Genomic DNA, 23,786 nt, shown 5'->3' with positions numbered 1-23,786 from the left:
TATCGAAAGCTATCGGGGGACGTAGTAATGGCATTTAAATTCTTGTCGCGCTCCGCACCGGAGGCCAGCGCCGAGCTGGGTTCCAATTCGGAGTTTGCCAGCTTTAACAATTCTCAGTACGAGGGCGGGTCGCCAGAAGCGGCGGTTGCCACTGCTGAACAACCGGCAGCGACCGACGGCGTCACCCCGGAAGCGGCAGAAGGCGCACGCGGCCTGCTGCAGCGCCTGCGCACCAGCTCGGTGGGCGAAGCGGCGGCCAACGTCAAGCTGCCGCTGATCGGCCACCTGCCGAGCGCACGCCAGCTGAGCCTGCTGTCCACCACGCTGGGCGTGTCCCTGCTGCTGTCGGTGGTGTTCGTGGCATGGAACGCGTACAACAGCGGCGTGACCTCGACCCGTACCCAGATCGCTTCCGACGTGCTGATGCACTCGCAGCGTATCGGCAAGGCGGCGCCTAACGCGATTAAGGGTAATCAGCAAGCGATCAAGCAGCTGGAAGACAGCCGCAGCGAACTGAATCGCGCGCTGCTGACGCTGGCCGACGGCGGCCGCTATGCCGGCCACTCGGTGCTGTCGGCGCCAGGCGCGGTGCTGCCGACCCTGAACGACGCCCGCAAGAAGTGGACCGCTTCCGACAAGGCGGCTGCCACCATCGCCAAATACAAGTGGGACCTGGCGGGTCTGGACGAGACCCTGCAAAAACTGAACGCCATGTCGCCTGACCTGCTGTCGCTGACCGAAGAAGTCTCGTCGGCGCGCCTGAAGCAGGGCGGCAGCGCCAAGGAACTGGCGGCGCTGGGCAAGCTGGGCATGCTGACCCAGCGCATGAGCCGTAGCGCTTCGGCCTTCCTGACCGAGGGCGGCATTTCCTCCTCCGAAACGGCGTTCCAGCTGGGCCGCGACGCCACCGTGTTCCGCCAGACCGTGGACGGCTTCCTGGGCGGCAGCGACCAGCTCGGCCTGCCGGCCGTGAAGGATGGCGAGACCCGCGAAAACCTGCAAGCCCTGAAAAAAGGCTTTGAAGACTACGACAAGCTGGTCAAGTTCATTCTGGACCGTCTGGAAAAATTCTCCGCCGCGAAGAGCGCGGAACGCCTGCTGTTCAATGAGAACGAAGACGTCCGTAACAACTTCGCCAACCTGCAGACCAAGCTGCGCGAACAGCAGGACTCGCTGGGTATTTCGTTCTGGCTGATGGTGGTTGGCCTGGTGGTGACCCTGGTCTCCGCTGCGGCGATCGGCCGCGTGCTGCTGCTCGATTCCCAGAACCGTGGCCGCGCTTCCGAGCGGCGCCGCCAGGAAGCGGAAGCCATGCGCCAGAAAGCGCAGCAGCAGGAAGAAGAAACCAAGGCCATTAACGAGCAGAACCAGGCCGCAATTTTGCGCCTGATGAACGAACTGCAGGAAGTGGCGGACGGCGACTTGACCGTGCAGGCAACCGTTTCCGAAGACATTACCGGCGCGATTGCCGACTCGGTCAACTACACCGTGGAAGAGCTGCGCGGCCTGGTCGGCCGTGTGACCGTCACCGCGGAACAGGTTACCTCCGCTTCCAGCCACGCACAGGGCATTTCGAACGACCTGCTGGCAGCATCGGCAGCGCAGTCGAAAGAGATTCAGGATGCATCGAACACCGTCGTGAAGATGGCCAACGAAATTACCGACGTGTCGCGCAGCGCGGCAGAATCGGCGGACGTTGCGCGCCAGTCGGTTGATGCGGCACGCCAGGGTGCGGACGCGGTGCAGAACGCGATCAAGGGTATGGACGAGATCCGCGAGCAGATCCAGGAAACCTCGAAGCGCATCAAGCGACTGGGTGAATCCTCGCAGGAGATTGGTGAAATTACCGAGCTGATTTCCGACATTACCGAACAGACCAACGTGCTGGCGCTGAACGCGGCGATCCAGGCGGCATCGGCAGGTGAAGCAGGCCGAGGCTTCTCGGTGGTTGCGGAAGAGGTTCAGCGACTGGCGGAACGTTCCGCCGAAGCGGCCAAGCAGATCGGTGCGCTGGTGAAAACCATTCAGACCGACACCCACGACGCCGTAGCCGCTATGGAAAAATCCACGCAGGGTGTGGTTGAAGGTGCCAAACTGTCCGACGCGGCAGGTACCGCACTGCAGGACATTTCGCAGGTTTCGAACCGCCTGGCGGAACTGATTCAGGGCATTTCCTACGCAACCGGGATGCAGGCGACGTCGGCAAACGGCGTGGCGCACAATATGCAGCACATCCTGCAGGTAACGCAGCAAACCCAGGACGGTACCCAGCAAACCGCTAGCTCGGTTCGCAAACTGACCTCGCTGGCGCAGGAGTTGAAGAACTCCGTGTCGCGATTCCGTGTTGGTGCCTGATTAGTGCCCAAGTTGCCGCTTAATTTTTAGAATCTATGAGCAAACCTGATCTTTCGTTCACCGCTTTGCCGCAATACGACACCGGCCCGCTGTCCTGGGTCATGGGTGAAATCCGCGAAGCGCTGGCCCGTTCCCGCACGGCGCTGTTCGAAGCCGGCGGGCGTGACGCGGAAGACCAGACCACGGCGCTGATGCATGCCAAGTCCCACCTGCACCAGGCGCACGGCGCCTTGCAGATGGTGGACGTGGACGGCGTGGCGCTGCTGACGCAATTGGCGGAAGTGGTGCTGGACCGCATGCGTGACGGCACCCTGAAATGCACGTCGGACCACGCCCAGTTGCTGGCCAATATGTACCAGGCACTGGTGGAATTCCTGGAGGAGCTGCTGTCCGGCGCCCCGTTCCAGCCGGTGCGGCTGTTCCCGTTCTTCCGCGATATCCAGGATTTGCTGGGCATCGACCGGGTGCACCCGGCCGACCTGTTCTTCCCTGACGTATCGCATGTGCCGGAACTGCCGGCAGCCCTGCCGTCGAGCGGCGCGCCAACCGGCACCCCCGACTACAAGGCCCTGCGCCAGCGCTTTGAACGCGCGCTGCTGCCTTACCTGAAAGCGGCCGATGCCGGCACCCAGGCTATCCACGCCGCGGCGCTGCAGGCAGCCATCACCGATGTGGCAGACCAGCAGGCCGAGCGCAAGTCGCGCGTGTTCTGGCGCGCCATGCAGGCCTTCGCCGAGCTGGTGGTGGGCGGCCAGCAGGAAAGCAACCGCTACGTCAAACAGCTGTTCGGCCTGATCAACCTGCAACTGCGCCGCCTGTCGGCCGGTTCGCCTGAACTGCCGGACAACGTGCTGAAGGAGGCGCTGTTCTTCGTCGCCTCGGCCGATCCGGAACACCTGCCGCCGCTGGCGCGCCAGCTGCGCGCCGGCTATGCGCTGGACGGCATGGTGCCGCACGATTTCGAAACGCGCCGCTACGGCCGTATCGACGATGCATCGCTGGCCGCTGCGCGCGAGGGCATCGCCCATGCGCGTTCGGTGTGGCAGCGCATCGAGCAGCACGAAAACAACCAGGAACTCGATAACGATTTCGGCCAGTCGCTGGCCAAGGTCGCCGTGGCCAGCGAAATGCTGGGCCTGGGCGCACTGGCAGCATTGCTGCGCCAGCTCGCAGAATCGGCACGCAGCACCGTAGGCACCCGCCGCAGCGAGGCGCTGGGGCTGGAGATGGCGACGGCGCTGCTGTTCGCCGAGCATGGCATCGCCCAGATCCGCCACCTGCCGGACGATTTCAACGCCCACGCCGACACCATCGCGGCTCGCCTGCAGGCCCTGGCGGCCGGCGGTGCGGCGCCGGAACCGGCGCAGTGGCAAGGCGGCCTGGCCCGCCAGCTGCACGAGGAAGATACCGTCGTCGCCCTGGCGCTGGAAATGAAGACCGGCTTGCGCCAGGTCGAGAAGATGCTGGACGAGTATTACACCGACCCGGCGCGCCGCGCCGAGCTGTCGGACCTGGACAAGGTGCTGCACCAGTTGCACGGCGCCTGCGCCATCCTGGACCAGGATGACGCGATGAACGCCGCCGCGCACGTGCGCATCGAGATCGGCCGCCTGGCATCGGGCCAGTTCGATGAGGCGCACGAAGCCAAGGCGCTGGACGATATCGCGCAGAACGTGGGCGCGCTGGGCTTCTTCGTCGACATGCTGGCGCAGAATCCATCCGGCGCACGCGAGCGTTTCACCTTCGATCCGGAGCACGGCACTTTCCGCGCCGTGCCGTTCAAGAAAATTTCCGGCCCGGAATCGATCCCGGTGCTGGAGGAAGCATTGCCGGAGCCGGAAGCGGCTCCCGAACCGGTGCTGACGGCGCCTGTCCCTGAAGCCGGCGCCGCCGGCGACGAGGCAGTCGAAGCCGAACTGCTGGAAATCTTCATCGGCGAGGCCCAGGAAGTGCTGGCCTTCGTGCGCGAGACGCTGGCGCGCCCGCACGGCGAGATCTCCAACCTCGACACCATGACCATGCTGCGCCGCTCCTTCCACACGCTGAAGGGCAGCAGCCGCATGGTGGGCCTGAACCGCTTTGGCGATGGCGGCCATGCGATCGAAAAAGTCATGAACCTGTGGCTGGCGGAAGAGCGCCGCGCCTCGGAAGACTTGTTCGCGCTGCTCAACTATGCAAGCGAAGAGATGTCGGCCTGGGTCGAGGAACTGGCGACCACCGGCAACTCGGCGCGCCAGGAAAAACCGATCGTCGATGCCGCCGCGCGGGTGCAGGAAACCGGCGTGTTCGAGCGTCCGGCTGTCGGCACCCAGGCAGCGCCTGCGCCAGCCGCCCCGGCCGCGGCCGAAGCAGTTGCCGAAGCAAGCGCGCCGGTGGCCGAAGAGCCGCTGCCGGAGCTGGCTGCGGAAGCAATCGAAGCGGCAGAACCTGTCGCCGCTGCAAGCGAAGCGCTGTCCGGCGACTTGTCCTTCGACCTGGACGCGATCGAAGTGCCCGAAGCCGAGCCTGCCTTGTCGCTGGAAGAGCCGATCGTCGTTGGGGCAGCAGGCGCAGACAGTGTCGAACAGTTCGACATCAGCGCCGACCTGCCGGTCGCGGAATATGTGGAAGGCGAGCCAAGCGCCGACCTGCAACTTGAGGCGCTGAACGACGAGGCGGCACCGGCCCGTGCCACCAACGTCATCGAATTCCCGACCGCTACCGCACCTACGCCGCCAGAGCCGCCTGCGGAAGACAATATGAAGTTCGTGGGACGCCTGGCGATCCCGCTGCCGCTGTACAACATCTACATGGCGGAGACCGACGAACTGGTGCGCCTGTTGTCGCAAGATTTCGGCGAGTGGCGCCACGAACGGCGCCCGGTCAACGCGGAAGCGCTGCAAGCGGTGCACACCCTGACCGGCACGTCCGGCACGGTGGGCTTCAAGCCGCTGCGGGAACTGTCCTATGCGCTGGAAATCACGCTGCAAGAATTGCAGCCGCCGGCACCGCACCTGGACGATGCCCAGCACGACCTGTTCGACTTCACGATCGAGCGCGTGCGGCAGATGCTGCAAAGTTTCGCTACCGGCGAGCTGCCGCCGGAGCAACCGGAACTGATCGAAGCGCTGCACAAGCTGCGCGACCACCTGGCGCATCCGCCGGAAGTTGGCCATGAGCTCGACGAGCGCCTGGACAGCATCGTGGGCGAGCCAGGCGGCGAGCAGCTGGAAGAGCGTCTCGACAACCTGTTCAGCGACACCTACCACAGCCTGGTGACCGAAGCGCCTGCCGCAGTCGACAGCGCAGAGCAGCCGGCGCCGGCAGTGGCCGCCCAGGAAGGCAATATCGACAACCTGTTCGATGCCGCCTTCGATGATGCGTTCGACGCGCCGGAGCTGACGCAAGCGGCGCCTGCGGCCGACACCTTGCACCTGGTGGAGCCGGTCGAAGCGGCGCCTGAAGCGATGGAAGAACTGGTTGCCGAAGCCGCACCGGTGATCGAACAGCCTGCACCAGCCATCGAAGAAACCGCAGCACCGGCCGTCGAGGAAATCGCTGCGCCAGTGCTGGAAGAAATCGTTGCACCGGCCGTCGAGGAAATCGCTGCGCCAGTGGTTGAAGAAATCGCTGCGCCCGCTGTTGCCGAAGCCGAACCGGAGCCGGCCGCCGAAGAAATTGAAGAAGCTGCGCTGCTGGCCGAAGCCGACGCTGCGACTGCGGAAGCCGCGATCGAAGTCGACGCCATCGACGCCACCGCGCTGGCCGCCGGCGAAGCGATCGAAGAAGACGCGGTCGACCTCGACCACGCCGCGCCAAGCGAAGTGCAGGTGGTCGAACTGCCGGAAACCCCGCACCTGCTCGGTGCCAGCCCGTCCGACATCCACGACGAGCTGGATCCGGACCTGCTGCCGGTGTTCCTGGAAGAGGGTACCGACCTGCTGCCGCAGATCGGCGAGTCGCTGCGCGCCTGGCACGCCAAGCCGACCGATTTCTCGCATGCCCACAGCCTGCAGCGCGTGCTGCACACCGTGAAGGGCAGCGCCCGCATGGCCGGTGCAATGCGCCTTGGCCAGCACGCGCACGAAATCGAAACGCACATTGAAAACATGGTGCACGCAGGTAGCGCGTCCCAGCACTCGTTCGACGAGCTGATGGCGCACTACGACCACGCGCTGCTGCTGTTCGAACAACTGCAAAATCCGGAAGCCTACGCCGCTGCCATGGCCGCCGCGCAAGCGGCAGCCGCGGCGCCGGCCGCCGAAGCGGGCGCGCCAGCCGTGCCAGGCGCAGCCCAGCCTTCGCTTAGCGCCCTGGCCGCGCGCCTGGCCACAGCGCCTGCAGCGGCAGCCCGTGGCGGCGATGAAGCGGAAGCCGCCAAGGCCTCGCCGCTGGTGCGTGTGCGTGCAGACATCCTCGACCGCCTGGTCAACCAGGCCGGTGAAGTATCGATCACCCGGTCGCGCCTGGAAAACGAAGTGACCTCGCTACGTACTTCGGTATCCGACTTCCAGGAGAACTTGAATCGCCTGCGCCGCCAGCTGCGCGAAGTCGAAATGCAAGCTGAATCGCAGATCGCCTCGCGTATGTCGATTGCCGGCGAGCGTGAATTCGACCCGCTGGAGTTCGACCGCTTTACCCGTCTGCAGGAACTGACCCGCATGATGGCCGAATCGGTGAACGACGTGGCCTCCTTCCACGAAGGCCTGATCCGTTCCATCGACGGCGCCACCGGCGACTTGACGCAGCAAGCGCGCATGACGCGTGACCTGCAGCGTGACCTGATGCGTGTGCGCATGGTGCCGTTCAACAGCGTGTCCGAGCGTCTGTTCCGCGTGGCCCGCCAGGGTGCGAAAGAAACCGACAAGCGCGTCAACCTGGACATCCGCGGCGGCGGCGTGGAAATGGACCGTAGCGTTCTGGAACGCATGGCCGCTCCGTTCGAACACTTGCTGCGTAACGCCATCGTGCACGGTATCGAGTCGCGCGAACGCCGCGTTGAACACGGCAAGGGCGAGACCGGCGAACTGCTGGTGCAGGTCAGCCAGCAGGGTAACGAAGTGGTGCTGGAGTTCAGCGACGACGGCGCCGGCCTGGACCTGGAGCGCATCCGCGCCAAGGCGCGCAGTGTCGGCCTGCTGGCCGAAGACCAGGTGGTGAGCGACGCCGAAGCGTCCAACCTGATCTTCCAGCCTGGCTTCTCCACCGCCGATACGCTGACCGAACTGGCCGGCCGCGGCGTGGGCATGGACATCGTGCTGTCCGAGGCGCAAGCCCTGGGCGGCCGCGTGGAAACCTTCACCGAAGCAGGCAAGGGTTCCCGCTTCACCATTCGCCTGCCGCTGACGCTGGCCGTGACCCAGGTGGTGCTGATCTCCGCCGGCGGCCGCACCCACGCGGTGCCGGCGCTGATGGTGGAGCAGGTGCTGCAATTGAAAGAAGGCGCACTGGCCGAAGCAACCGGCAAGGGCGCCGTGGTGCACCACGGCCAGCACGTGCCGCTGCGCTACCTGGCGACCTTGCTGGGCGACGGCAATGCGCGTCCGCTGCTGCAGCGTTCTTCGCCGGTCATGATGCTGCGTAACGGTACCGACCGCGTCGCGCTGCACGTCGACGAGATCCTCGGCAACCGCGAGGTGGTAATCAAGAACATCGGCCCGCAACTGTCGCGCATGCCAGGCATCGCCGGCGCGACCGTGCTCGGTTCGGGCGAGATCGTGCTGATCCTGAATCCGGTGGCGCTGCAGCTGCACGTGGCGCAGCACCCGGAACTGGCACCGCGCACTTCCGCGACTCCGGCGCCAGCGCCGGCCGGCGGCGTTGCCGAACCGGCGGAACCGACCCGCGCCCACGGCACCGTCATGGTGGTGGACGATTCGCTCACCGTGCGCAAGGTGACCCAGCGCCTGCTGGAGCGCGAAGGCTATCACGTGATGCTGGCCAAGGACGGCGTGGATGCGCTGGAGCAGTTGCAGGACCGCTTGCCGGAACTGATGCTGGTCGACATCGAAATGCCGCGCATGGACGGCTTCGACCTGACCCGCAACGTGCGCGGCGACGAACGCACCAAGGAGATCCCGATCATCATGATCACCTCGCGTTCGGCGGACAAGCACCGCAACTACGCGCTGCAACTGGGCGTGAATGCCTACTTCGGCAAGCCGTTCCAGGAAGACATCCTGCTTGGCGCCATCGCCGGCCTGCTGCCGCAACGCGCTTGAGGCGTGCAGTAGCGAACCACAGGGCAGGCCGCCGCGCCTGCCCTTTTTTTTATTTGATCGAATGCGACTGCTCAAGTTATTTGCCGCGCTGCTGGCGGGCGTATTCCTGCTGGGCTGCGGCCTGCTTGTCGTTGCGGGCTGCAGCGACCGGCACGCCGATGCCGACCTGATTGTCGTGCCAGGCAATACAGTAGCTCCAGATGGCAGGCCCAGTCCAAGGCTGCAGGCGCGGCTCGACATGGCGTTGGCCTTGTACCGCGACCAGCGTGCGCCATTGATTTTCGTGAGCGGAGGGCTGGGCAGGGAAGGCTTTGACGAGGCAGTGGTGATGGCAGGCTACCTGGCAGGGAACGGTGTGCCGGCAGCTGCCATCGTTGTCGACAGCCAGGGCCTGGATACCATGGCGACGGCCAGGAACGCGGCTGCCTTCATGCGCGCCAGGGGCCTGCGCACGGCGCTGGTCGCGACGCAGTACTTCCATGTGCCGCGCACCGGGCTTGCGCTCGAACGTGCCGGCGTGCGCGTTGCCGGCCATAGCCACGCGCGCTATGTCGAGCTGCGCGACCTTTACTCGATTCCGCGCGAAGTGCTCGGCTGCATCGCTTACTTTTTGACGACCGCGTAGCGTTCCAGCGTGCGCTTGCGCGCTTCGTCGTGGTCGACCACCGGGTTGCGCGGCAGGTGGATCTCCTTGGCCGACAGTCCTGCCAGTTGCGGCAGGTAGCGCTTGATGAACTTCCCCTCCGGGTCGAACTTCTGCGATTGGGTGACGGGATTGAAAATGCGGAAGTAGGGCTGTGCATCGCAGCCTGAGGACGAGGCCCATTGCCAGCCGCCGTTGTTGTTGGCCAGGTCGAAATCATTGAGGTGCAAGGCAAAGAAAGCTTCGCCGCGGCGCCAGTCGATGCCGAGGTCCTTGCACAGGAACGATGCCGCCACCATGCGCAGGCGGTTGTGCATATAGCCGGTGCGGTTGATCTGCAGCATGGCCGCATCCACCAGCGGGTAACCGGTCCGGCCTTGGCACCAGGCGGCAAACAGCTCGTCGGCTTGCGGGCCGGTCTCCCATTCGATCTTGTCGTAGGCCGGCTTGAAGGCGCCTTCCACCACGTGCGGGTTGTGATACAAGATCTGCATGTAGAACTCGCGCCAGACCAGCTCGGACAGCCAGACCGCGCCGCCGTCGCCTGCCGCGCCGCGCGCCGAGATGGTCATCACGGTGCGCACCAGGTGGCGGATTGACACAGTGCCGAAGCGCAGGTGCAGCGACAGGTAGGACGGCCCTTTTACGGCCGGATAATCGCGCGCGGCGCCGTAACCGGCAATCCGGCCCAGGAAGTCGTCGAATAGCTGCGGCCCGTTGCCGATGCCCAGTTCATGCAGGTTGGTGCGCTCGAAACCGATGTCGGCCAGCGACGGCAGCGTGCTGCGGCCCGGCGCAAAGCGGCCCGGCTCCACGGTCCACGGCGCCAGCACCGAGGGATCGGCCTCCAGCTTGCGCAGCCAGGCGTTCTTGTAGGGGGTGAACACGGAAAACGGTTGCCCGGACTGGGTCCTCACCTCGTCGCGTTCGAACACCACCTGGTCCTTGAAAGTACGCAACGCACGCCCGGCGGCGCGCAGGGTGTGCGCCACGGCGGCGTCGCGGGCAATGGCTGCCGGCTCATAGTCGTGATTGGCAAAAACAACGTCCACTGCGAGCTCGGCAGCCAACGCGGGGATTGCCATTTCGGCAAAGTCGTGCCGCACGATCAGGTGACCGCCAGCCGCTTCCAGCTCAGCCGCAAGCGCCGACAGCGTATCGTGGATGAACTCGACCCGGCGGTCAGCCGCCGGCAGCGCATCCAGGATGGCGCGGTCGAAAATAAAGGCAAAGTACACTGTCCCTGCAGAGGCCAGCGCGTGATGCATGGCGGCATGATCGAACAGGCGCAGGTCCCGGCGCAACCAGACAAGGGCGTTTTTCATGGCTGGATCAGCAATTCATAGTAAACTGTGGGTATATCCGGCAGTTGCAGCGCGGATATTACAGTAAAGAACTCTTAACAGTCCTGCATCGAGAGCAATCATGAAAAAAGTCAAATTGACCAGAAGCATGCCTGTGCCGGGATTGTTACCGGAAACTAGCGAACTGAAGGAGCTAAAGGCACATATGACTGCCCCTGCGCTCAATCTGGCAAATCATTTCCTGATTGCCATGCCATCCATGCATGACCCGATCTTTGGCGGCACGGTCGTGTATGTGTGCGAACACAACGAGAACGGCGTGCTGGGCGTCGTGATCAACAAGCCTACCGATATGACCATGGAAGTGCTGTTCGACCGGATCGACCTGGAAGTGTCGTCCGCCGCCGAACGCCACCTGGAATCGGAGCCGATCATGTTCGGCGGCCCGGTGCAGGATGACCGCGGTTTCGTGCTGCATACTCCGGGCGCGCACTATTCGTCGTCGCTGACGGTGACCAACGACGTGGCCTTTACCACCTCGATCGACGTGCTGGAAGCGGTTGCCCGCGGCCAGGGCCCGGAACGCATGATGGTGTCGATCGGCTACGCGGGCTGGAGCCCCGGCCAGCTGGAAGACGAACTGGCACGCAATGGCTGGCTGACTGTGGCCGCCGACCCGCGCATCGTGTTCGATGTGCCGATCGAGGAGCGCTACCAGGCCGCCATCAAGCTGCTGGGCTTCGACCCCCTGATGTTGAACTCTGAAGCGGGTCATGCATAGTCCGGAAACTGTTTTAGGCTTCGACTTCGGCATCAAACGCGTTGGTGTCGCAATGGGAAATACGATGATCGGCCAGGCCAGCCCCCTGGCCGTCATTCAATCCACCGTCAACGATGCACGCTTCGCCGAGATCAAGGCCCTGATCGATAAATGGGGGCCGACCAGGCTGATTGTGGGCCTGCCCTTCCACCCGGACGGGGCAGAGCACGAAATGACTGCGCGCTGCCGCAAGTTCGCCAATCAATTGAACGGCCGCTTCAATCTTCCCGTGGTGCTGGTCGACGAGCGCTACTCGTCGGCGATGATTGCCGCCAAGCGCGGCGAAATCATCGACGACCGTGCCGCCGCCATCATCCTCCAACAATACTTTGACGAATATGTCCCACACTGATCCCCAACAGCTTGACGCCGAAGCGCTGTACGCCAGCCTGCTCGAGCAGGTCAAGACCGGTATTGCCGGCGCCAACGAGCCGGCCATTGTCGGCATCCATTCCGGCGGCGCCTGGATTGCCGAGCGCCTGGCCAAGGACCTGAACCTCACCGCGCGCCTGGGCGTGCTGGACGTGTCCTTCTACCGCGACGATTACGCGAAGAAGGGCTTGCCGCACGAGGTGAAGCCGACCCATATCGGCTTCGACGTGAATGGCGCCAGCATCGTGCTGGTGGACGACGTGCTCTACACCGGCCGCACCACGCGCGCCGCCATCAACGAATTGTTCGACTACGGCCGCCCGGCGCGCATCATGCTCGCCTCGCTGGTGGACCGCGGCGAACGCCAACTGCCGGTGGCTGCCGATTTCGTGGCGGCCCACACCCGCTGCGCGCCCGGCCAGGCGCTGCGCCTGCAGCAGGCCGGCGAAGGAAAGTTTTCCCTGACTATTGAACAGAACCATGCTTAATCCGCAACTCAACAAACACGGCGAGCTTCAGCACCTGCTGACGACCGAGGGCCTGCCGAAGGCCATCATCAACCAGATCCTCGATACCGCCTCCTCATTCGTGTCCGTGTCGGACCGCGAAGTGAAGAAGGTCCCGCTGATGCGCGGCAAAAGCGTTTTCAACCTGTTCTTCGAAAATTCCACCCGTACCCGCACCACCTTCGAGATCGCGGCCAAGCGCCTGTCGGCCGACGTGATCAACCTGAACATCGCCGCGTCTTCCGCCAGCAAGGGCGAGTCGCTGCTGGACACCATCGACAACCTGTCGGCCATGCACGCCGACATGTTCGTGGTGCGCCACTCGCAATCGGGCGCGCCATACCTGATCGCCAAGCACCTGCAGGACACCAAACAGAACCACGTGCACGTGGTGAACGCGGGCGACGGCCGCCACGCGCACCCGACGCAGGGCCTGCTGGACATGTACACCATCCGCCACTACAAGAAGGACTTCACCAGCCTGCGCGTGGCCATCGTGGGCGACATCCTGCACAGCCGCGTGGCCCGTTCCGACATCCATGCGCTGACCACGCTGGGCGTGCCGGAAATCCGCGCCATCGGCCCGCACACCCTGCTGCCGGGCGGCCTGGAGCAACTGGGCGTGCGCACCTTTACCAACATGGATGAAGGCCTGAAGGACGTGGACGTGATCATCATGCTGCGCCTGCAGAACGAGCGCATGAGCGGCGCCCTGCTGCCGTCGGCCGGCGAATATTTCCGCGCCTACGGCCTGACGCCGGAGCGCCTGGCGCTGGCCAAGCCGGACGCCATCGTGATGCACCCGGGCCCGATGAACCGCGGGGTGGAGATCGACTCCGCCGTGGCCGACGGCCCGCAAGCGGTGATCCTGTCGCAGGTCACCTTCGGTATCGCAGTCCGCATGGCGGTGATGAGCATCCTGGCAGGCACGCAAGCATAAAAATGAACGTACTTATCCAAAACGGCCGACTGATCGATCCGGCCAACAAGATCGATTCCAAACAAGACCTGTATATCGTGGACGGCAAGGTGGCCGCCATCGGCAGCGCGCCGGCCGGCTTCAAGGCCGAGCGCACCATCGACGCCGCCGGCAAGGTGGTGGCGCCGGGCCTGGTCGACCTGTCGGCGCGCCTGCGCGAACCGGGCTTTGAATACAAGGCCACGCTGAAATCGGAAATGCAGGCGGCAGTGCAGGGCGGCGTGACTTCCCTGGTGTGCCCGCCTGATACCGATCCGGTGCTTGACGAGCCGGGCCTGATTGAAATGCTGAAGCACCGCGCCAATGCCCTGAACCAGGCCCACGTGCATCCGCTGGGCGCACTGACCCACGGCCTGAAAGGCGAAGCGCTGACCGAGCTGGTGGAACTGACCGGCGCCGGCTGCATCGGCTTCTCGCAGGCCGAAAGCCCGATCAAGGACACCACCGTGCTGCAGCGCTGCATGCAGTACGCGGCCACCTTCGGCTTCACCATCTGGCTGCGCCCGCAGGACGCGTACATCGGCCGCGGCGGCGTTGCCAACAGCGGCCCGCTGGCTTCGCGCCTGGGCCTGTCCGGCGTACCGGTGATGGCCGAGACCATCGCCCTGCACACCATCTTCGAGCTGATGCGCGCCACGGGCGCCAAGGTCCACCTGTGCCGCATGTCGTCCGCCGCCGGCCTGGAGCTGGTGCGCGCCGCCAAGGCCGAAGGCTTGCCGATCACCTGCGACGTGGGTGCGCACCACGTGCACCTGACCGACACCGACATCAACTTCTTCGACTCGAACGCGCGTGTCGACCCGCCGTTCCGCAGCCAGCGCGACCGCGATGCGATCCGTGCCGGCCTGCTGGACGGCACCATCGATGCGATGTGCTCCGATCACACCCCGTGCGACGACGACGAAAAGCTGCTGCCGTTCGGCGAAGCTTCGCCCGGCGCCACCGGGCTGGAACTGCTGCTGTCGCTGGCCCTCAAGTGGGCCGACGACTATGCCGCGGCGCAGGGCAAGGACGATGCGCTGTCGCGCGCCGTGGCACGCGTCACCTGCGAAGCAGCACGCGTGGCTGGCCTGGCGCAAGCCGGCCAGTTGGGCGTGGGCAGCGTGGCCGACGTGGTGGTGTTCGACCCGGCCGCACGCTGGACCGTCACCGGTAGCGCCCTGGCCAGCCAGGGCAAGCACACTCCGTTCCTCGGCTACGAGCTGGCGGGGCAGGTGCAGGCGACCATCGTAGCGGGCCAAGTCGCCTATGAACGCACAGCCGGCTAAACGCAATCTCGACTGGCGCCTGGTGCTGCGCCTCGGGCGCGTTTTGCTGCACATGCTGGAGGGCATGGCCACCTGCGCTTTCCTGTTCCCCTTCATCGGGACGGCAAAGCGCAGTGGCCAGATCCGGCGCTGGTCGCGCCAGCTGCTGGCAATGTGCAATGTCGCGGTGCAGATGACGCCGGGCAGCGCGGCGCCGCTGGAGCAGGGCATGATCGTCTGCAACCACATTTCGTGGCTGGACATCTTCGTCATCAATGCGCTGTATCCTTGCCGTTTCGTGGCCAAGTCTGAAATCCGCGACTGGCCGCTGGCCGGCTGGCTGGCGGCGCAGGCGGGAACGGTATTCATCGCACGCGGTAACAAGCGCGAGCTGCGCAATATCTTCAAGGGCCTGGTGCATGCCTTGCAGGACGGCCAGCGCGTAGCCTTCTTCCCGGAGGGGACGACAGCCGCGCAAGGCACGCTGCTGCCTTTCCACGCCAACCTGTTCGAGGCGGCAGTGGACGGCAAGGTACTGGTGCAGCCTTTCGCCCTGTCCTATGTCGACCCGGCGGGCCAGCCGCATCCCTCGGTGGACTTCATCGGCGACATGACGTTCGTGCAAAGCGTGGCAAATATCCTTGATGGCAAGCCGGTGCGGGCACGCCTGAGCGTGCTGGAAGCGGTGCCGGGCGAGGGCGCCCATCGCCGTGAACTGGCGGCAGCAACCCATGCTGCGATCGGCGCCGCGCTGGGCATCGTGCCGCAGCCGGAATCTTTACAGGAGCAATCAGCATGACCAGGATCAGTGTGCTGGCGGCCTGCCTGCTGTTGGCGGCCTGCAGTGGCGACACCTTCACCAATGCCAGGACCCTGCGCACGCAGGCGACGGAAAGCCTGGCGCAGAAGAATTTCGGCATCGCGGCCGACAAGGCGTATGCCGCCACGCTGAAGGCCCCCAAGGAGGCGGAGTCCTACTTCCTGCTGGCCCAGGCCCAGGCGCAGCTAGGCCGCAAGAACGCCGCCATGGCCTCGCTGGAGACGGCCATCGTCAACGGCTTCACGGATGAAGAGGCGATCAAGGGCAGTGCCAACCTGGAGCCGTTGCGCAAGTCGGAAGCGTACAAGGAATTGATGGTGGTGACCTTTGCGCCGGCCGAAGGCACGGCGCCCGCCGCGGCGGAAGGCGCGGGCGAAGCGGGCAAGGCCGACAGCCAGGGCCCGGCACAGTCACAGGCGCAGGCCTCGACACCAGCCGAGGGCAGCTCGAAGCACTAAATCATCCGGTATTCCGGGCAGTCCACCTGCAGCAGGCTGCGGTCGTCCAGGCAGACGGCCGACAGCTTGCCGCCCCAGACGCAGCCGCTGTCGAGGGCAATCAGGCGCGGCATGATGCGCAAGCCCAACGCCGACCAGTGGCCGAAGACCACGGTGATATCGCTGGTGCGGCGGCCCGGCACCTCAAACCACGGCATCAGGCCGCTCGACGGGGCGGCATGCGCCGATTCCTTCATCTTGAAGTCCATCACGCCCTCGGCGCTGCAAAAGCGCATGCGGGTCAGGGCGTTGACGATGCAGCGCAGGCGCGCGGCACCGGTCAGCTCATCGCTCCAGCGGTCGGGCTGGTTGCCGTACATCTCGCGCAGGAAAGCCACCCATTCCTCGCCGCGCAGTGCGGTCTCCACTTCGCCGGCCAGCGCCATGGCCTGCTGCGCCGTCCATTGCGGCAGCACGCCGCCATGCACCAGCAGGTGGCCGAGGCGCATCAGGGCCATCGGCCGCAGGCGCAGCCAGTGCAGCAGGGCTTCGCGGTCGGCTGCGGCCAGGATGTGTTCGATGGTGTCGGAACTCGACTCGGGGCGGATGCCGTTGGCCACTGCCAGCAGGTGCAGGTCGTGGTTGCCCAGCACCGCGTCGATACGGCCGTCGCTGCCCTGGCTCAGGGCTTGCACATAGCGCAAGGTGGACAGCGAATCGGGCCCGCGATTGATCAAGTCGCCGCAAAACAGGATGGCAGGCGGTTCATTGCCGGCAGCATGTTCGGTGTCCAGAATCCGTTCGACCAGGGTGACGGTCTCGCCATGGCAACCCTGCAGGTCGCCGACTACGTAAGTTTTCATCAGCATAGGATAACGCATGATCATGCCGGCTGGCGGTGCGCAGCGCCGGGCCTGCCGGGCTAAAAGTATCAATTAGTAAGTAAATACCTTAGACGCAACGCTATAGGCTAGAATTTCCCGTCCCGTCCTGCGCATACGGTACAATCGCCGCTTAGCGCGCGAGCAATCTTTCTTGCTGCGCTGCGACAATGGCGGCTGGCTCACTATACTGATAAGAACAAATGTTTTCCTTCCTCGTGAGCTTTTTCACGTCCGCACTCTTGACCCTGTGGGTCATCAAGGAAGTGCGCTTGCATGGCCCGGCACTAGACACTGATTTCGGCGGCGTACAGAAAGTACACGTCCACCATGTGGCCCGCATCGGCGGCTTGTCCATCTTCCTGGCCGTTGCCCTGAGCGCCTGCGTTTCGGTCTGGCGCGTGCCGGTCATGACGAGCTGGATGCTGTCACTGATCATGTGCGCCATGTTTGCCTTCCTCGGCGGCATTGTCGAAGACTATACGGGCAAAGTCAGCGCGCGCCGGCGCCTGCTGCTGACCATGTTTGCCGCCTTGCTGGCCTATTTCCTGATGGATGCGCGGATTGACCGCATCGACTGGATGTTCTCGACCACGCCGCTACCCTACCTGTGGTTTACGCTGCCGCTCACGGTGCTGGCGGTGGCCGGCATTGCCAACGCCATCAATATTATCGATGGCTTCAATGGGCTGGCCAGCGTGGTGACGATTTGCATGCTGCTGTCATTGGGTTATGTCGCGCTGCAGGTCAATGATATGTTCGTGCTGGTGGCGGCCTTGATGGTGGCCGGCGCCACGGCTGGGTTCCTGATCTGGAATTATCCGGTCGGGCTGATATTCCTGGGCGATGGCGGTGCTTACTTTATCGGATTTATGTTGGGCGAATTGGCCCTGTTGCTGGTAATGCGCAATCCACAAGTTTCTACTTGGTACGCCGTATTGCTATTAATATATCCGACTTTTGAAACCCTGTTCAGCGTATATCGGCGTTTCTTCATCCGCGGCACTTCGCCGGCCATGCCGGACGGTATTCACCTGCATAGCCTGATTTTCCGGCGCGTGGTGCAATGGACCGTTGGCCGCAAGGATGCGCGCGCCCTGGTGCGCCGCAATTCGATGACCTCGCCATACCTGTGGATGTTTTCGCTGATGGCCGTGATTCCCGCCACGATTTTCTGGCGCTATACCTGGGTGTTGATGCTGTTCTGCCTGTTATTTATTGCGAGTTATGTCTGGCTATATGCGCGGATTGTCCGCTTTAAAGCGCCGCGCTGGATGATTCGACATAAGAAAATCCGCTAGGCCGATTTCGTGTATATTCCCAAGCATCGAAATCTAATAAAGGATAGGAAGATGGACCTGTCGAATTTGTCATCCTCTGAATTGCGCAACCTGCAGGAACAGATTAAGCGCGAATTAAAGCAGCGTGAAGGCATGGATAAGCAAAAGGCGCGCGAACAGATATTCGCCATCGCCCAGCAAGCCGGCGTTCCGCTCAAGGAATTGCTGGCTGGCTTCCCAGGTACCCGCAACAAGGGGGGCAAGGTCGAAGCGCGCTATCGCAATCCCGCCAATGCAGCCGAGCAGTGGACCGGCCGCGGCCGCCAGCCGAAATGGGTCAAGGACTGGGTCGACGGCGGCAAGTCGATTGACGACCTGCGCATCTGAGCCAGCTTTTTAATATTTGTCTTTCAGTCTCCATGGTTGCTCTCTCTAAATCCATCTTCAAAGCCTACGATATCCGCGGCATCATCGGTAACACCCTGGACGAAGGCGTGGCGCGTTCGGTCGGCCATGCATTCGGCCTGGCTGCCGCCGCCAAGGGGGAGCGCAGTGTCGTCATCGGCCGCGACGGCCGCTTGTCCGGCCCCGGCCTGATCGCAGCCCTGGCGCAGGGCCTGCAGGCTGCCGGCGTCGACGTGATCGACCTGGGCGTGGTGGCGACGCCGATGGTGTATTTCGGTACCCAGGTGCTGGACACGCGTTCCGGCATCATGGTCACCGGCAGCCATAACCCGCCAGACTATAACGGCTTCAAGATGGTGCTGAAGGGCGAGGCGATCCATGGCGACTCCATCACCGCCTTGTACCATGCCATCGAAGGGGGCCTGCGGCCGGCTGCTGCCGCCGGTAAGTACAGCACTTACGACATCCGCGAACAGTATTTGCAGCGCATCATCGGCGACGTGAAGATTGCGCGCCCGATCAAGATTGCCGTCGATTGCGGCAACGGCGTGGCCGGCGCCTTCGCCGGCGAGCTGTATCGCGGCATGGGCTGCGAAGTGATCGAGTTGTTCTGCGAAGTGGACGGCACGTTCCCGAACCACCACCCGGACCCGGCGCATCCGGAAAACCTGCAGGACCTGGTCAAGGCGCTGCAGGATACCGACGCTGAAATCGGCCTGGCTTTCGACGGCGACGGCGACCGCCTCGGCATCGTGACCAAGGATGGCCAGATCATCTACCCGGACCGCCAGTTGATGCTGTTTGCGGAAGACGTGCTGAGCCGCAATCCGGGCGGGCAAATCCTGTACGACGTGAAATGCACGCGCCACCTGGCTTCCTACATCGAGCAAGCCGGCGGCAAGCCGCTCATGTGCAAGACCGGCCACTCGCTGGTGAAGGCCAAGCTGAAGGAAACCGGCGCCCCGCTGGGCGGCGAAATGAGTGGCCACGTGTTCTTCAAGGACCGCTGGTACGGCTTCGATGACGGCCTGTATGCCGGCGCGCGCATGCTGGAAATCCTGACCCGCCACGCCGATCCTTCGGCGCTGCTGAATGCACTGCCCAAGTCGGACAGTACGCCGGAACTGCAACTGCAACTGGACGAAGGCGAAAACTACGCGCTGATGGCCAAGCTGGCCGCCGAGGCGACATTCCCTGGCAATGAACGCGTCATCGATATCGACGGCCTGCGCGTGGAATATGCCGATGGCTTCGGCCTGGCGCGCTCCTCGAACACCACGCCGGTGATCGTGATGCGCTTCGAGGCGGAATCGCCGGCTGCGCTGGCACGCATCCAGGGGCAGTTCCGCGATGTGATCCTGGCTGCCAAGCCGGATGCGAAACTGCCGTTCTAGATGAATATCCTGCTCGTGCGCGTCTCTTCGCTGGGGGACGTGCTGCACAATATGCCGATCGTGGCCGACATCAAGCGCCATTTCCCCGACGCGAACATCGATTGGGTGGTGGAGGAAGGCTATGTCAGCCTGGTGCGCCTGAACCCGATGGTGCGCAATATCCTGCCGTGGGGCCTGCGCCGCTGGCGCAAGAGCCTGGGCAAGAAGGAAACGCGCGCCGAGATCGGCGCCTTCTTCAGCAAGCTGCGCGAAGTGCAATACGACTACGTGTTCGACACCCAGGGACTGCTGAAGACCGGTGTCATCATGGGCGCTGCACGCGGCAAGAACAAGGTCGGCCTGGCCAACGGCAGCGAAGGTTCGGGCTACGAAGGCATTTCCCGCATCTTCCACAGCAAGAGCGTTGCACTCGACCCGCGCACGCACGCGGTGGCACGCGGCCGCCTGGTAGTGGGCGCTGCGCTCGGGTTCACGGTCGATTACCCGGCCGATTTCGGCCTGCCCGAAGTAGCTGCCGGCGAGCCACGGCCGCAGTGGATGGGAGAGGCGCCATACGCCGTGTTCTTCCACGGCACGGCACGTGACGCCAAGAAATGGGCTCCGGCCAACTGGATCGAGCTGGGCAAGGCACTGGCGCCGATGCCGGTGTTGCTGCCATGGGGCTCGGACAAGGAAAAGACGGAAGCGGAAGCGCTGGCCGCCGGCATGCCGAATGCCCGCGTGCTGCCGAAGCTGTCGATGGCCGATGCCGTCATGCTGGCGCGCCGCGCTGCGCTGGCCGTCGGCGTGGACACTGGCCTGACCCATATCGCGGCGGCGTTTTCGCGTCCCGTGGTGGAAATCTACGCCGATTCGCCGCGCTGGAAAACGGAAGGCAACTGGTCGCCCCGCATTATCAACCTCGGCGACAAAGGCTCGCCGCCCGGCGTGGCTGAAGTGCTGGCCGCCGCCCAAAGCCTGCTCTGAGTATGCGACTCTTTTACACATTCATGTGGTGGCTGGCTTTGCCGCTGGTGCTGTGCCGCCTGTGGTGGCGCGGCCGCAAGGAGCCGGGCTACCGCCAGCATTGGGGCGAGCGCCTGGGCTTTTATGGCGCACGCGCTGCCAACGATGAACCGGCCACCATCTGGGTGCACGCGGTGTCGGTCGGCGAGACGCGTGCCGCCGAGCCGCTGGTCGATGCCCTGTTGAAGAAATATCCGCAGGCGCGCATCGTGCTCACTTGCATGACGCCGACCGGGCGTGCCACCGGCAAGAGCCTGTTCGGCAAGCATGGCGCGCGCGTGGTGCAGTCCTTCCTGCCATACGACATGCCGCTGCTGGTGGCGCGCTTCATCCGCCATTTCGAGCCGCGCGTCTGTATCCTGATGGAGACGGAAGTCTGGCCCAACCTGATCCTGCAATGCCAGCGCGATAAAGTGCCGGTGGTATTGGCCAATGCCCGGCTGAGCGAGCGTTCGCTGGTCAAGGCGCAGCGCTTCGGCAAGGTGATACGCGATGCAGCCCAGGGCATTACCCTGGTGGCGGCGCAGACCGAAGCCGATGCATTGCGCATCCGCGAGTTGGGCGCCGCCAACGTGAGCGTGACCGGCAGCATCAAGTTCGACGTGGTGATCCCGCAAGCAGCCCTGGCAACGGGCTCGCATTTGCGCCAGCAGTTCGGCGTGCGTCCGGTGTTCCTGTGCGCCAGCACGCGTGAGGGCGAGGAGGACATGATCCTGCAAGCATTCCAGGCCGCGCGCGCAGCGCTGCCGCAGGACGTGCTGCTGCTGATTGTGCCGCGCCATCCGCAACGCTTCGACGAAGTGGCGGCGATGGTGACGGAGCGCGGCCTGTCGCTGCAGCGCCGCTCGTCGCTGACGGCAATGAGCAACGGCGCGGCCGCCGGCGTCGCCCCTTCCACCGAAGTGGTACTGGGCGATTCGATGGGCGAAATGTTTGCCTATTATTCGGCCTGCGACCTGGCCTTTATCGGCGGCAGCCTGCAGCCGCTGGGTGGCCAGAACCTGATCGAACCGGCCGCACTGGGCAAGCCGATCATCGTCGGCGAGCATACTTTCAACTTCGCCCAAGCCACCGAAGACTGCCTGCAGCAAGGCGGCGCAGTACGCGTGCCGAACAGCGATGGCCTGATGCAGCAGGCTGCGCGCCTGCTGGCCGACAGCACGGCACGCGGCGCGATGGGCGCGCATGCGCTGACCTTCGCCAATACCCACCGCGGCGCCACCGCACGCACGATCGCGTTGCTTCCTGATTTGAAGTGACAAATGTCATGACGAAGTCGTGGCATTCCGTTCTGGCGCGCACCGGGCGCACACCGGATACTGCGTTCACCTGACCACAAGGAGAACCGCAATGCTAAAACTGTTAGTTGCCGCCAGCCTGGCCTGCGCCGTGCCTGCCATGGCAGTTGAAACCACCCTGATCAAGGACGTCCGGGTTTTCGACGGGCAGAAAGTGCATGCCAGGCGCAGCGTGCTGCTGGAAGGCGGCAAGATCGCCAACGCCGACTTCAAGGGCAAGCTGCCCGCTGGTGCGAAGGTGGTCGATGGCGCCGGCCGCACGCTGATGCCGGGCCTGATCGATTCGCATACCCACAGCTTCCAGCATCTCGAACTGCCGCTGGTGTTCGGCGTGACCAGCGAACTGGATATGTTCACCGCCGTGCCGCTGCTGCAGGAAATGAACGGCCGCATGGCGCGCGGCGAGAACAAGGACCGTCCGGACATCATCTCGGCTGGCGTACTGGCCACCGTGCCCGGCGGCCATGGTACCGAATACGGCATGCCTATTCCCACCCTGACCAGGCCGGAAGAGGCGCAGCCCTGGGTCGATGCCCGCATTGCCGAAGGCTCGCATTTCATCAAGATCGTGATGGAGCCGGGCTGGCCGGGCCATCCGACGCCAAGCCTGGACCGCGCCACGGTGAGGGCGCTGATCTCGGCCGCGCATCAGCGCGGCAAGCTGGCCGTGGTGCACATTTCCAATGCGCAGGATGCCCGCAGCGCGCTGGAAGAAGGCGCCGACGGCCTGGTGCACATGTTCGACGGCCAGTCGATTGCGGACGCAGACCTGAAGTCCTTCGTCAAGCTGGCCCACGAGCGCAAGGCTTTCATCATCCCGACCTTCAGCGTACTGGAAAGCGTGGCTGGCCTGAAGGAGAAGGACGTGTTGGAAGACAAGCAGATGATGGCCCTGCTGACGAGCGACCAGATCGCGCCGCTGAACTCCCCATACGGCAAAAAGGAAATGGCTCAGCGCCTGAGCGCGACCAGGTCGGTGGTCGCTGCATTGCGCACGGCTGGCGTGCCGGTGCTGGCCGGCACCGACGCCGGCAACGGCGGTACCCAGGCCGGCGCCAGCCTGCACCACGAACTGCTCTCCTTGACCCAGGCAGGACTTACGCCGCTGGAAGCGCTGCGCGCCGCCACGTCGGTGCCGGCCAAGGCGTTCCGCCTGGCTGACCGGGGCACGATTGCCAAGGGCGCCAAGGCCGACCTGGTGCTGGTGGACGGCGATCCAAGCCAGGACATCAAGGCGACCCGCAATATTGTCGAAGTCTGGAAAGATGGCGAGACCCAGTCTGCACGCCGCAAGGCGCAGCAGGAATTGGTGGCCAAGGAATTGAGCACGCCGAAAGGTACGCCGCTAGTGCTGCCTGCAGATGGCATGATCAGCCTGTTCAGCAAGGAAAAGCTGGCCAGTCCGTTCGGCACCGGCTGGGTGCCCTCCAACGACGCTTTCCTGGGCGGCAAATCGACGGTGAACCTGGAGTACGCGGGTGAAAATGCGGTCAACGTGAAAGCGAGCGTGCAGCAGGGCTTCGCCTTCCCATGGGCTGGTATCGCGTTCGTGCCCGGCAGCCAGCCGTTCCAGGCCGCCAACCTGAGCGCCGCCAAGACCTTGCGCTTCCGCGTCAAGGGTGATGGCCAGGGCTACCAGGTGGGGATCATGCACGGTAGTGCGCGCATTCCGGTCTACCAGCCGTTTGCCGCCGGAGCGGAATGGCAGGAAGTGGCGATGCCGATGGCCAGTTTCGCCGGCGTCGATACCAGTGCGATCACCCTGATCATGTTTAACGCCGGCCCCAGGATTGGCGACTACCAGTTCCAGATTGCCGACGTTCGTTTGACTAACCAGTAA

The 23,786-nt window shown here is 64.3% G+C and carries 18 protein-coding genes; 16 read left to right on the top strand and 2 right to left on the bottom strand.

Annotation, left to right across the window (positions count from 1 at the left end):
- The first annotated feature begins 27 nt into the window (after positions 1-27).
- The 3 genes from ASD58_RS09225 to ASD58_RS09215 all read left to right on the top strand — a co-directional run bounded on the left by ASD58_RS09225 (position 28) and on the right by ASD58_RS09215 (position 9,180).
- Positions 28-2,355, top strand: coding sequence for a methyl-accepting chemotaxis protein (locus tag ASD58_RS09225; RefSeq protein WP_057260822.1), 2,328 nt, complete (start codon positions 28-30; stop codon positions 2,353-2,355).
- A gap of 35 nt (positions 2,356-2,390) precedes the next feature.
- A complete protein-coding gene (locus ASD58_RS09220; RefSeq protein WP_057260821.1) occupies positions 2,391-8,555 on the top strand; it encodes an Hpt domain-containing protein in 6,165 nt (2,054 codons plus the stop codon).
- A gap of 61 nt (positions 8,556-8,616) precedes the next feature.
- Positions 8,617-9,180 carry a YdcF family protein gene (locus ASD58_RS09215; protein WP_057260820.1) on the top strand — a complete coding sequence of 188 codons (564 nt, stop codon included), beginning with the start codon at positions 8,617-8,619 and terminating at the stop codon, positions 9,178-9,180.
- On the opposite strand, the gene ASD58_RS09210 is transcribed toward ASD58_RS09215, so the two are convergent.
- Positions 9,159-10,523: a deoxyribodipyrimidine photo-lyase gene (locus tag ASD58_RS09210; RefSeq protein ID WP_057260819.1), complete on the bottom strand. Its 1,365-nt coding sequence runs from the start codon at positions 10,521-10,523 to the stop codon at positions 9,159-9,161. The genes ASD58_RS09215 and ASD58_RS09210 overlap by 22 nt on opposite strands.
- A 184-nt stretch (positions 10,524-10,707) precedes the next feature.
- Between ASD58_RS09210 and ASD58_RS09205 the strand changes: the two genes are divergently transcribed.
- Genes ASD58_RS09205 through ASD58_RS09175 form a run of 7 tightly spaced genes read left to right on the top strand, consistent with a single transcriptional unit; the run spans position 10,708 to position 15,704 of the window.
- Positions 10,708-11,283, top strand: coding sequence for a YqgE/AlgH family protein (locus tag ASD58_RS09205; protein ID WP_229204455.1), 576 nt, complete (start codon positions 10,708-10,710; stop codon positions 11,281-11,283).
- Entirely contained in the window at positions 11,276-11,674 is a 399-nt protein-coding gene (gene ruvX, locus ASD58_RS09200) for a Holliday junction resolvase RuvX (protein ID WP_055929388.1), read from the top strand. The genes ASD58_RS09205 and ruvX overlap by 8 nt, the downstream gene beginning before the upstream one ends.
- Positions 11,661-12,182: a bifunctional pyr operon transcriptional regulator/uracil phosphoribosyltransferase PyrR gene (pyrR, locus tag ASD58_RS09195; RefSeq protein ID WP_057260817.1), complete on the top strand. Its 522-nt coding sequence runs from the start codon at positions 11,661-11,663 to the stop codon at positions 12,180-12,182. The genes ruvX and pyrR overlap by 14 nt, the downstream gene beginning before the upstream one ends.
- Positions 12,175-13,140 carry an aspartate carbamoyltransferase catalytic subunit gene (locus ASD58_RS09190; RefSeq protein WP_057260816.1) on the top strand — a complete coding sequence of 322 codons (966 nt, stop codon included), beginning with the start codon at positions 12,175-12,177 and terminating at the stop codon, positions 13,138-13,140. The genes pyrR and ASD58_RS09190 overlap by 8 nt, the downstream gene beginning before the upstream one ends.
- 2 nt (positions 13,141-13,142) lie before the next feature.
- Complete coding sequence (locus tag ASD58_RS09185; RefSeq protein ID WP_057260815.1) at positions 13,143-14,447, top strand: dihydroorotase; 1,305 nt, start codon at positions 13,143-13,145, stop codon at positions 14,445-14,447.
- Complete coding sequence (locus ASD58_RS09180) at positions 14,428-15,225, top strand: 1-acyl-sn-glycerol-3-phosphate acyltransferase (protein ID WP_229209943.1); 798 nt, start codon at positions 14,428-14,430, stop codon at positions 15,223-15,225. Before ASD58_RS09185 ends, ASD58_RS09180 begins: the two co-directional genes overlap by 20 nt.
- On the top strand, positions 15,222-15,704 hold the full coding sequence (locus ASD58_RS09175; RefSeq protein ID WP_057260814.1) for a tetratricopeptide repeat protein: 483 nt from the start codon (positions 15,222-15,224) through the stop codon (positions 15,702-15,704). The genes ASD58_RS09180 and ASD58_RS09175 overlap by 4 nt, the downstream gene beginning before the upstream one ends.
- On the opposite strand, the gene ASD58_RS09170 is transcribed toward ASD58_RS09175, so the two are convergent.
- A complete protein-coding gene (locus ASD58_RS09170) occupies positions 15,701-16,546 on the bottom strand; it encodes a symmetrical bis(5'-nucleosyl)-tetraphosphatase (RefSeq protein ID WP_156401211.1) in 846 nt (281 codons plus the stop codon). The two genes, ASD58_RS09175 and ASD58_RS09170, sit on opposite strands and share 4 nt — an antisense overlap.
- 221 nt (positions 16,547-16,767) lie before the next feature.
- Between ASD58_RS09170 and ASD58_RS09165 the strand changes: the two genes are divergently transcribed.
- From ASD58_RS09165 to ASD58_RS09140, 6 genes are all read left to right on the top strand, one after another.
- Positions 16,768-17,865, top strand: a complete 1,098-nt coding sequence (locus tag ASD58_RS09165; RefSeq protein WP_057260812.1) for a glycosyltransferase — start codon at positions 16,768-16,770, stop codon at positions 17,863-17,865.
- Positions 17,866-17,916: 51 nt separating this feature from the next.
- Complete coding sequence (locus ASD58_RS09160) at positions 17,917-18,231, top strand: H-NS family nucleoid-associated regulatory protein (RefSeq protein ID WP_057260811.1); 315 nt, start codon at positions 17,917-17,919, stop codon at positions 18,229-18,231.
- A 32-nt stretch (positions 18,232-18,263) separates the two neighbouring features.
- Positions 18,264-19,643 (top strand): phosphomannomutase/phosphoglucomutase, encoded by a 1,380-nt coding sequence (locus ASD58_RS09155; RefSeq protein WP_057260810.1) that lies wholly within the window; start codon positions 18,264-18,266, stop codon positions 19,641-19,643.
- A complete protein-coding gene (gene waaC, locus ASD58_RS09150) occupies positions 19,644-20,609 on the top strand; it encodes a lipopolysaccharide heptosyltransferase I (protein WP_057260809.1) in 966 nt (321 codons plus the stop codon).
- Between the two features lie 2 nt (positions 20,610-20,611).
- Positions 20,612-21,907 carry a lipid IV(A) 3-deoxy-D-manno-octulosonic acid transferase gene (gene waaA, locus ASD58_RS09145; protein WP_057260808.1) on the top strand — a complete coding sequence of 432 codons (1,296 nt, stop codon included), beginning with the start codon at positions 20,612-20,614 and terminating at the stop codon, positions 21,905-21,907.
- Between the two features lie 91 nt (positions 21,908-21,998).
- Positions 21,999-23,786: a CIA30 family protein gene (locus ASD58_RS09140; RefSeq protein WP_057260807.1), complete on the top strand. Its 1,788-nt coding sequence runs from the start codon at positions 21,999-22,001 to the stop codon at positions 23,784-23,786.

The sequence above is a fragment of the Duganella sp. Root1480D1 genome (assembly GCF_001427305.1).
Lineage (GTDB): Bacteria > Pseudomonadota > Gammaproteobacteria > Burkholderiales > Burkholderiaceae_D > Rugamonas.
Note: the sequence above shows the minus strand (reverse complement) of the source record. Positions and strands in the feature narration are given on the sequence as shown.

Excerpts from the sequence above, each read along its gene's own strand:
- ASD58_RS09225 (WP_057260822.1), top strand. The coding sequence starts at position 28 with ATGGCATTTAAATTCTTGTCGCGCTCCGCACCGGAGGCCAGCGCCGAG.
- ASD58_RS09220 (WP_057260821.1), top strand. The coding sequence starts at position 2,391 with ATGAGCAAACCTGATCTTTCGTTCACCGCTTTGCCGCAATACGACACC.
- ASD58_RS09215 (WP_057260820.1), top strand. The coding sequence starts at position 8,617 with ATGCGACTGCTCAAGTTATTTGCCGCGCTGCTGGCGGGCGTATTCCTG.
- ASD58_RS09210 (WP_057260819.1), bottom strand. The coding sequence starts at position 10,523 with ATGAAAAACGCCCTTGTCTGGTTGCGCCGGGACCTGCGCCTGTTCGAT.
- ASD58_RS09205 (WP_229204455.1), top strand. The coding sequence starts at position 10,708 with ATGACTGCCCCTGCGCTCAATCTGGCAAATCATTTCCTGATTGCCATG.
- ruvX (WP_055929388.1), top strand. The coding sequence starts at position 11,276 with ATGCATAGTCCGGAAACTGTTTTAGGCTTCGACTTCGGCATCAAACGC.
- pyrR (WP_057260817.1), top strand. The coding sequence starts at position 11,661 with ATGTCCCACACTGATCCCCAACAGCTTGACGCCGAAGCGCTGTACGCC.
- ASD58_RS09190 (WP_057260816.1), top strand. The coding sequence starts at position 12,175 with ATGCTTAATCCGCAACTCAACAAACACGGCGAGCTTCAGCACCTGCTG.
- ASD58_RS09185 (WP_057260815.1), top strand. The coding sequence starts at position 13,143 with ATGAACGTACTTATCCAAAACGGCCGACTGATCGATCCGGCCAACAAG.
- ASD58_RS09180 (WP_229209943.1), top strand. The coding sequence starts at position 14,428 with ATGAACGCACAGCCGGCTAAACGCAATCTCGACTGGCGCCTGGTGCTG.
- ASD58_RS09175 (WP_057260814.1), top strand. The coding sequence starts at position 15,222 with ATGACCAGGATCAGTGTGCTGGCGGCCTGCCTGCTGTTGGCGGCCTGC.
- ASD58_RS09170 (WP_156401211.1), bottom strand. The coding sequence starts at position 16,546 with ATGAAAACTTACGTAGTCGGCGACCTGCAGGGTTGCCATGGCGAGACC.
- ASD58_RS09165 (WP_057260812.1), top strand. The coding sequence starts at position 16,768 with ATGTTTTCCTTCCTCGTGAGCTTTTTCACGTCCGCACTCTTGACCCTG.
- ASD58_RS09160 (WP_057260811.1), top strand. The coding sequence starts at position 17,917 with ATGGACCTGTCGAATTTGTCATCCTCTGAATTGCGCAACCTGCAGGAA.
- ASD58_RS09155 (WP_057260810.1), top strand. The coding sequence starts at position 18,264 with ATGGTTGCTCTCTCTAAATCCATCTTCAAAGCCTACGATATCCGCGGC.
- waaC (WP_057260809.1), top strand. The coding sequence starts at position 19,644 with ATGAATATCCTGCTCGTGCGCGTCTCTTCGCTGGGGGACGTGCTGCAC.
- waaA (WP_057260808.1), top strand. The coding sequence starts at position 20,612 with ATGCGACTCTTTTACACATTCATGTGGTGGCTGGCTTTGCCGCTGGTG.
- ASD58_RS09140 (WP_057260807.1), top strand. The coding sequence starts at position 21,999 with ATGCTAAAACTGTTAGTTGCCGCCAGCCTGGCCTGCGCCGTGCCTGCC.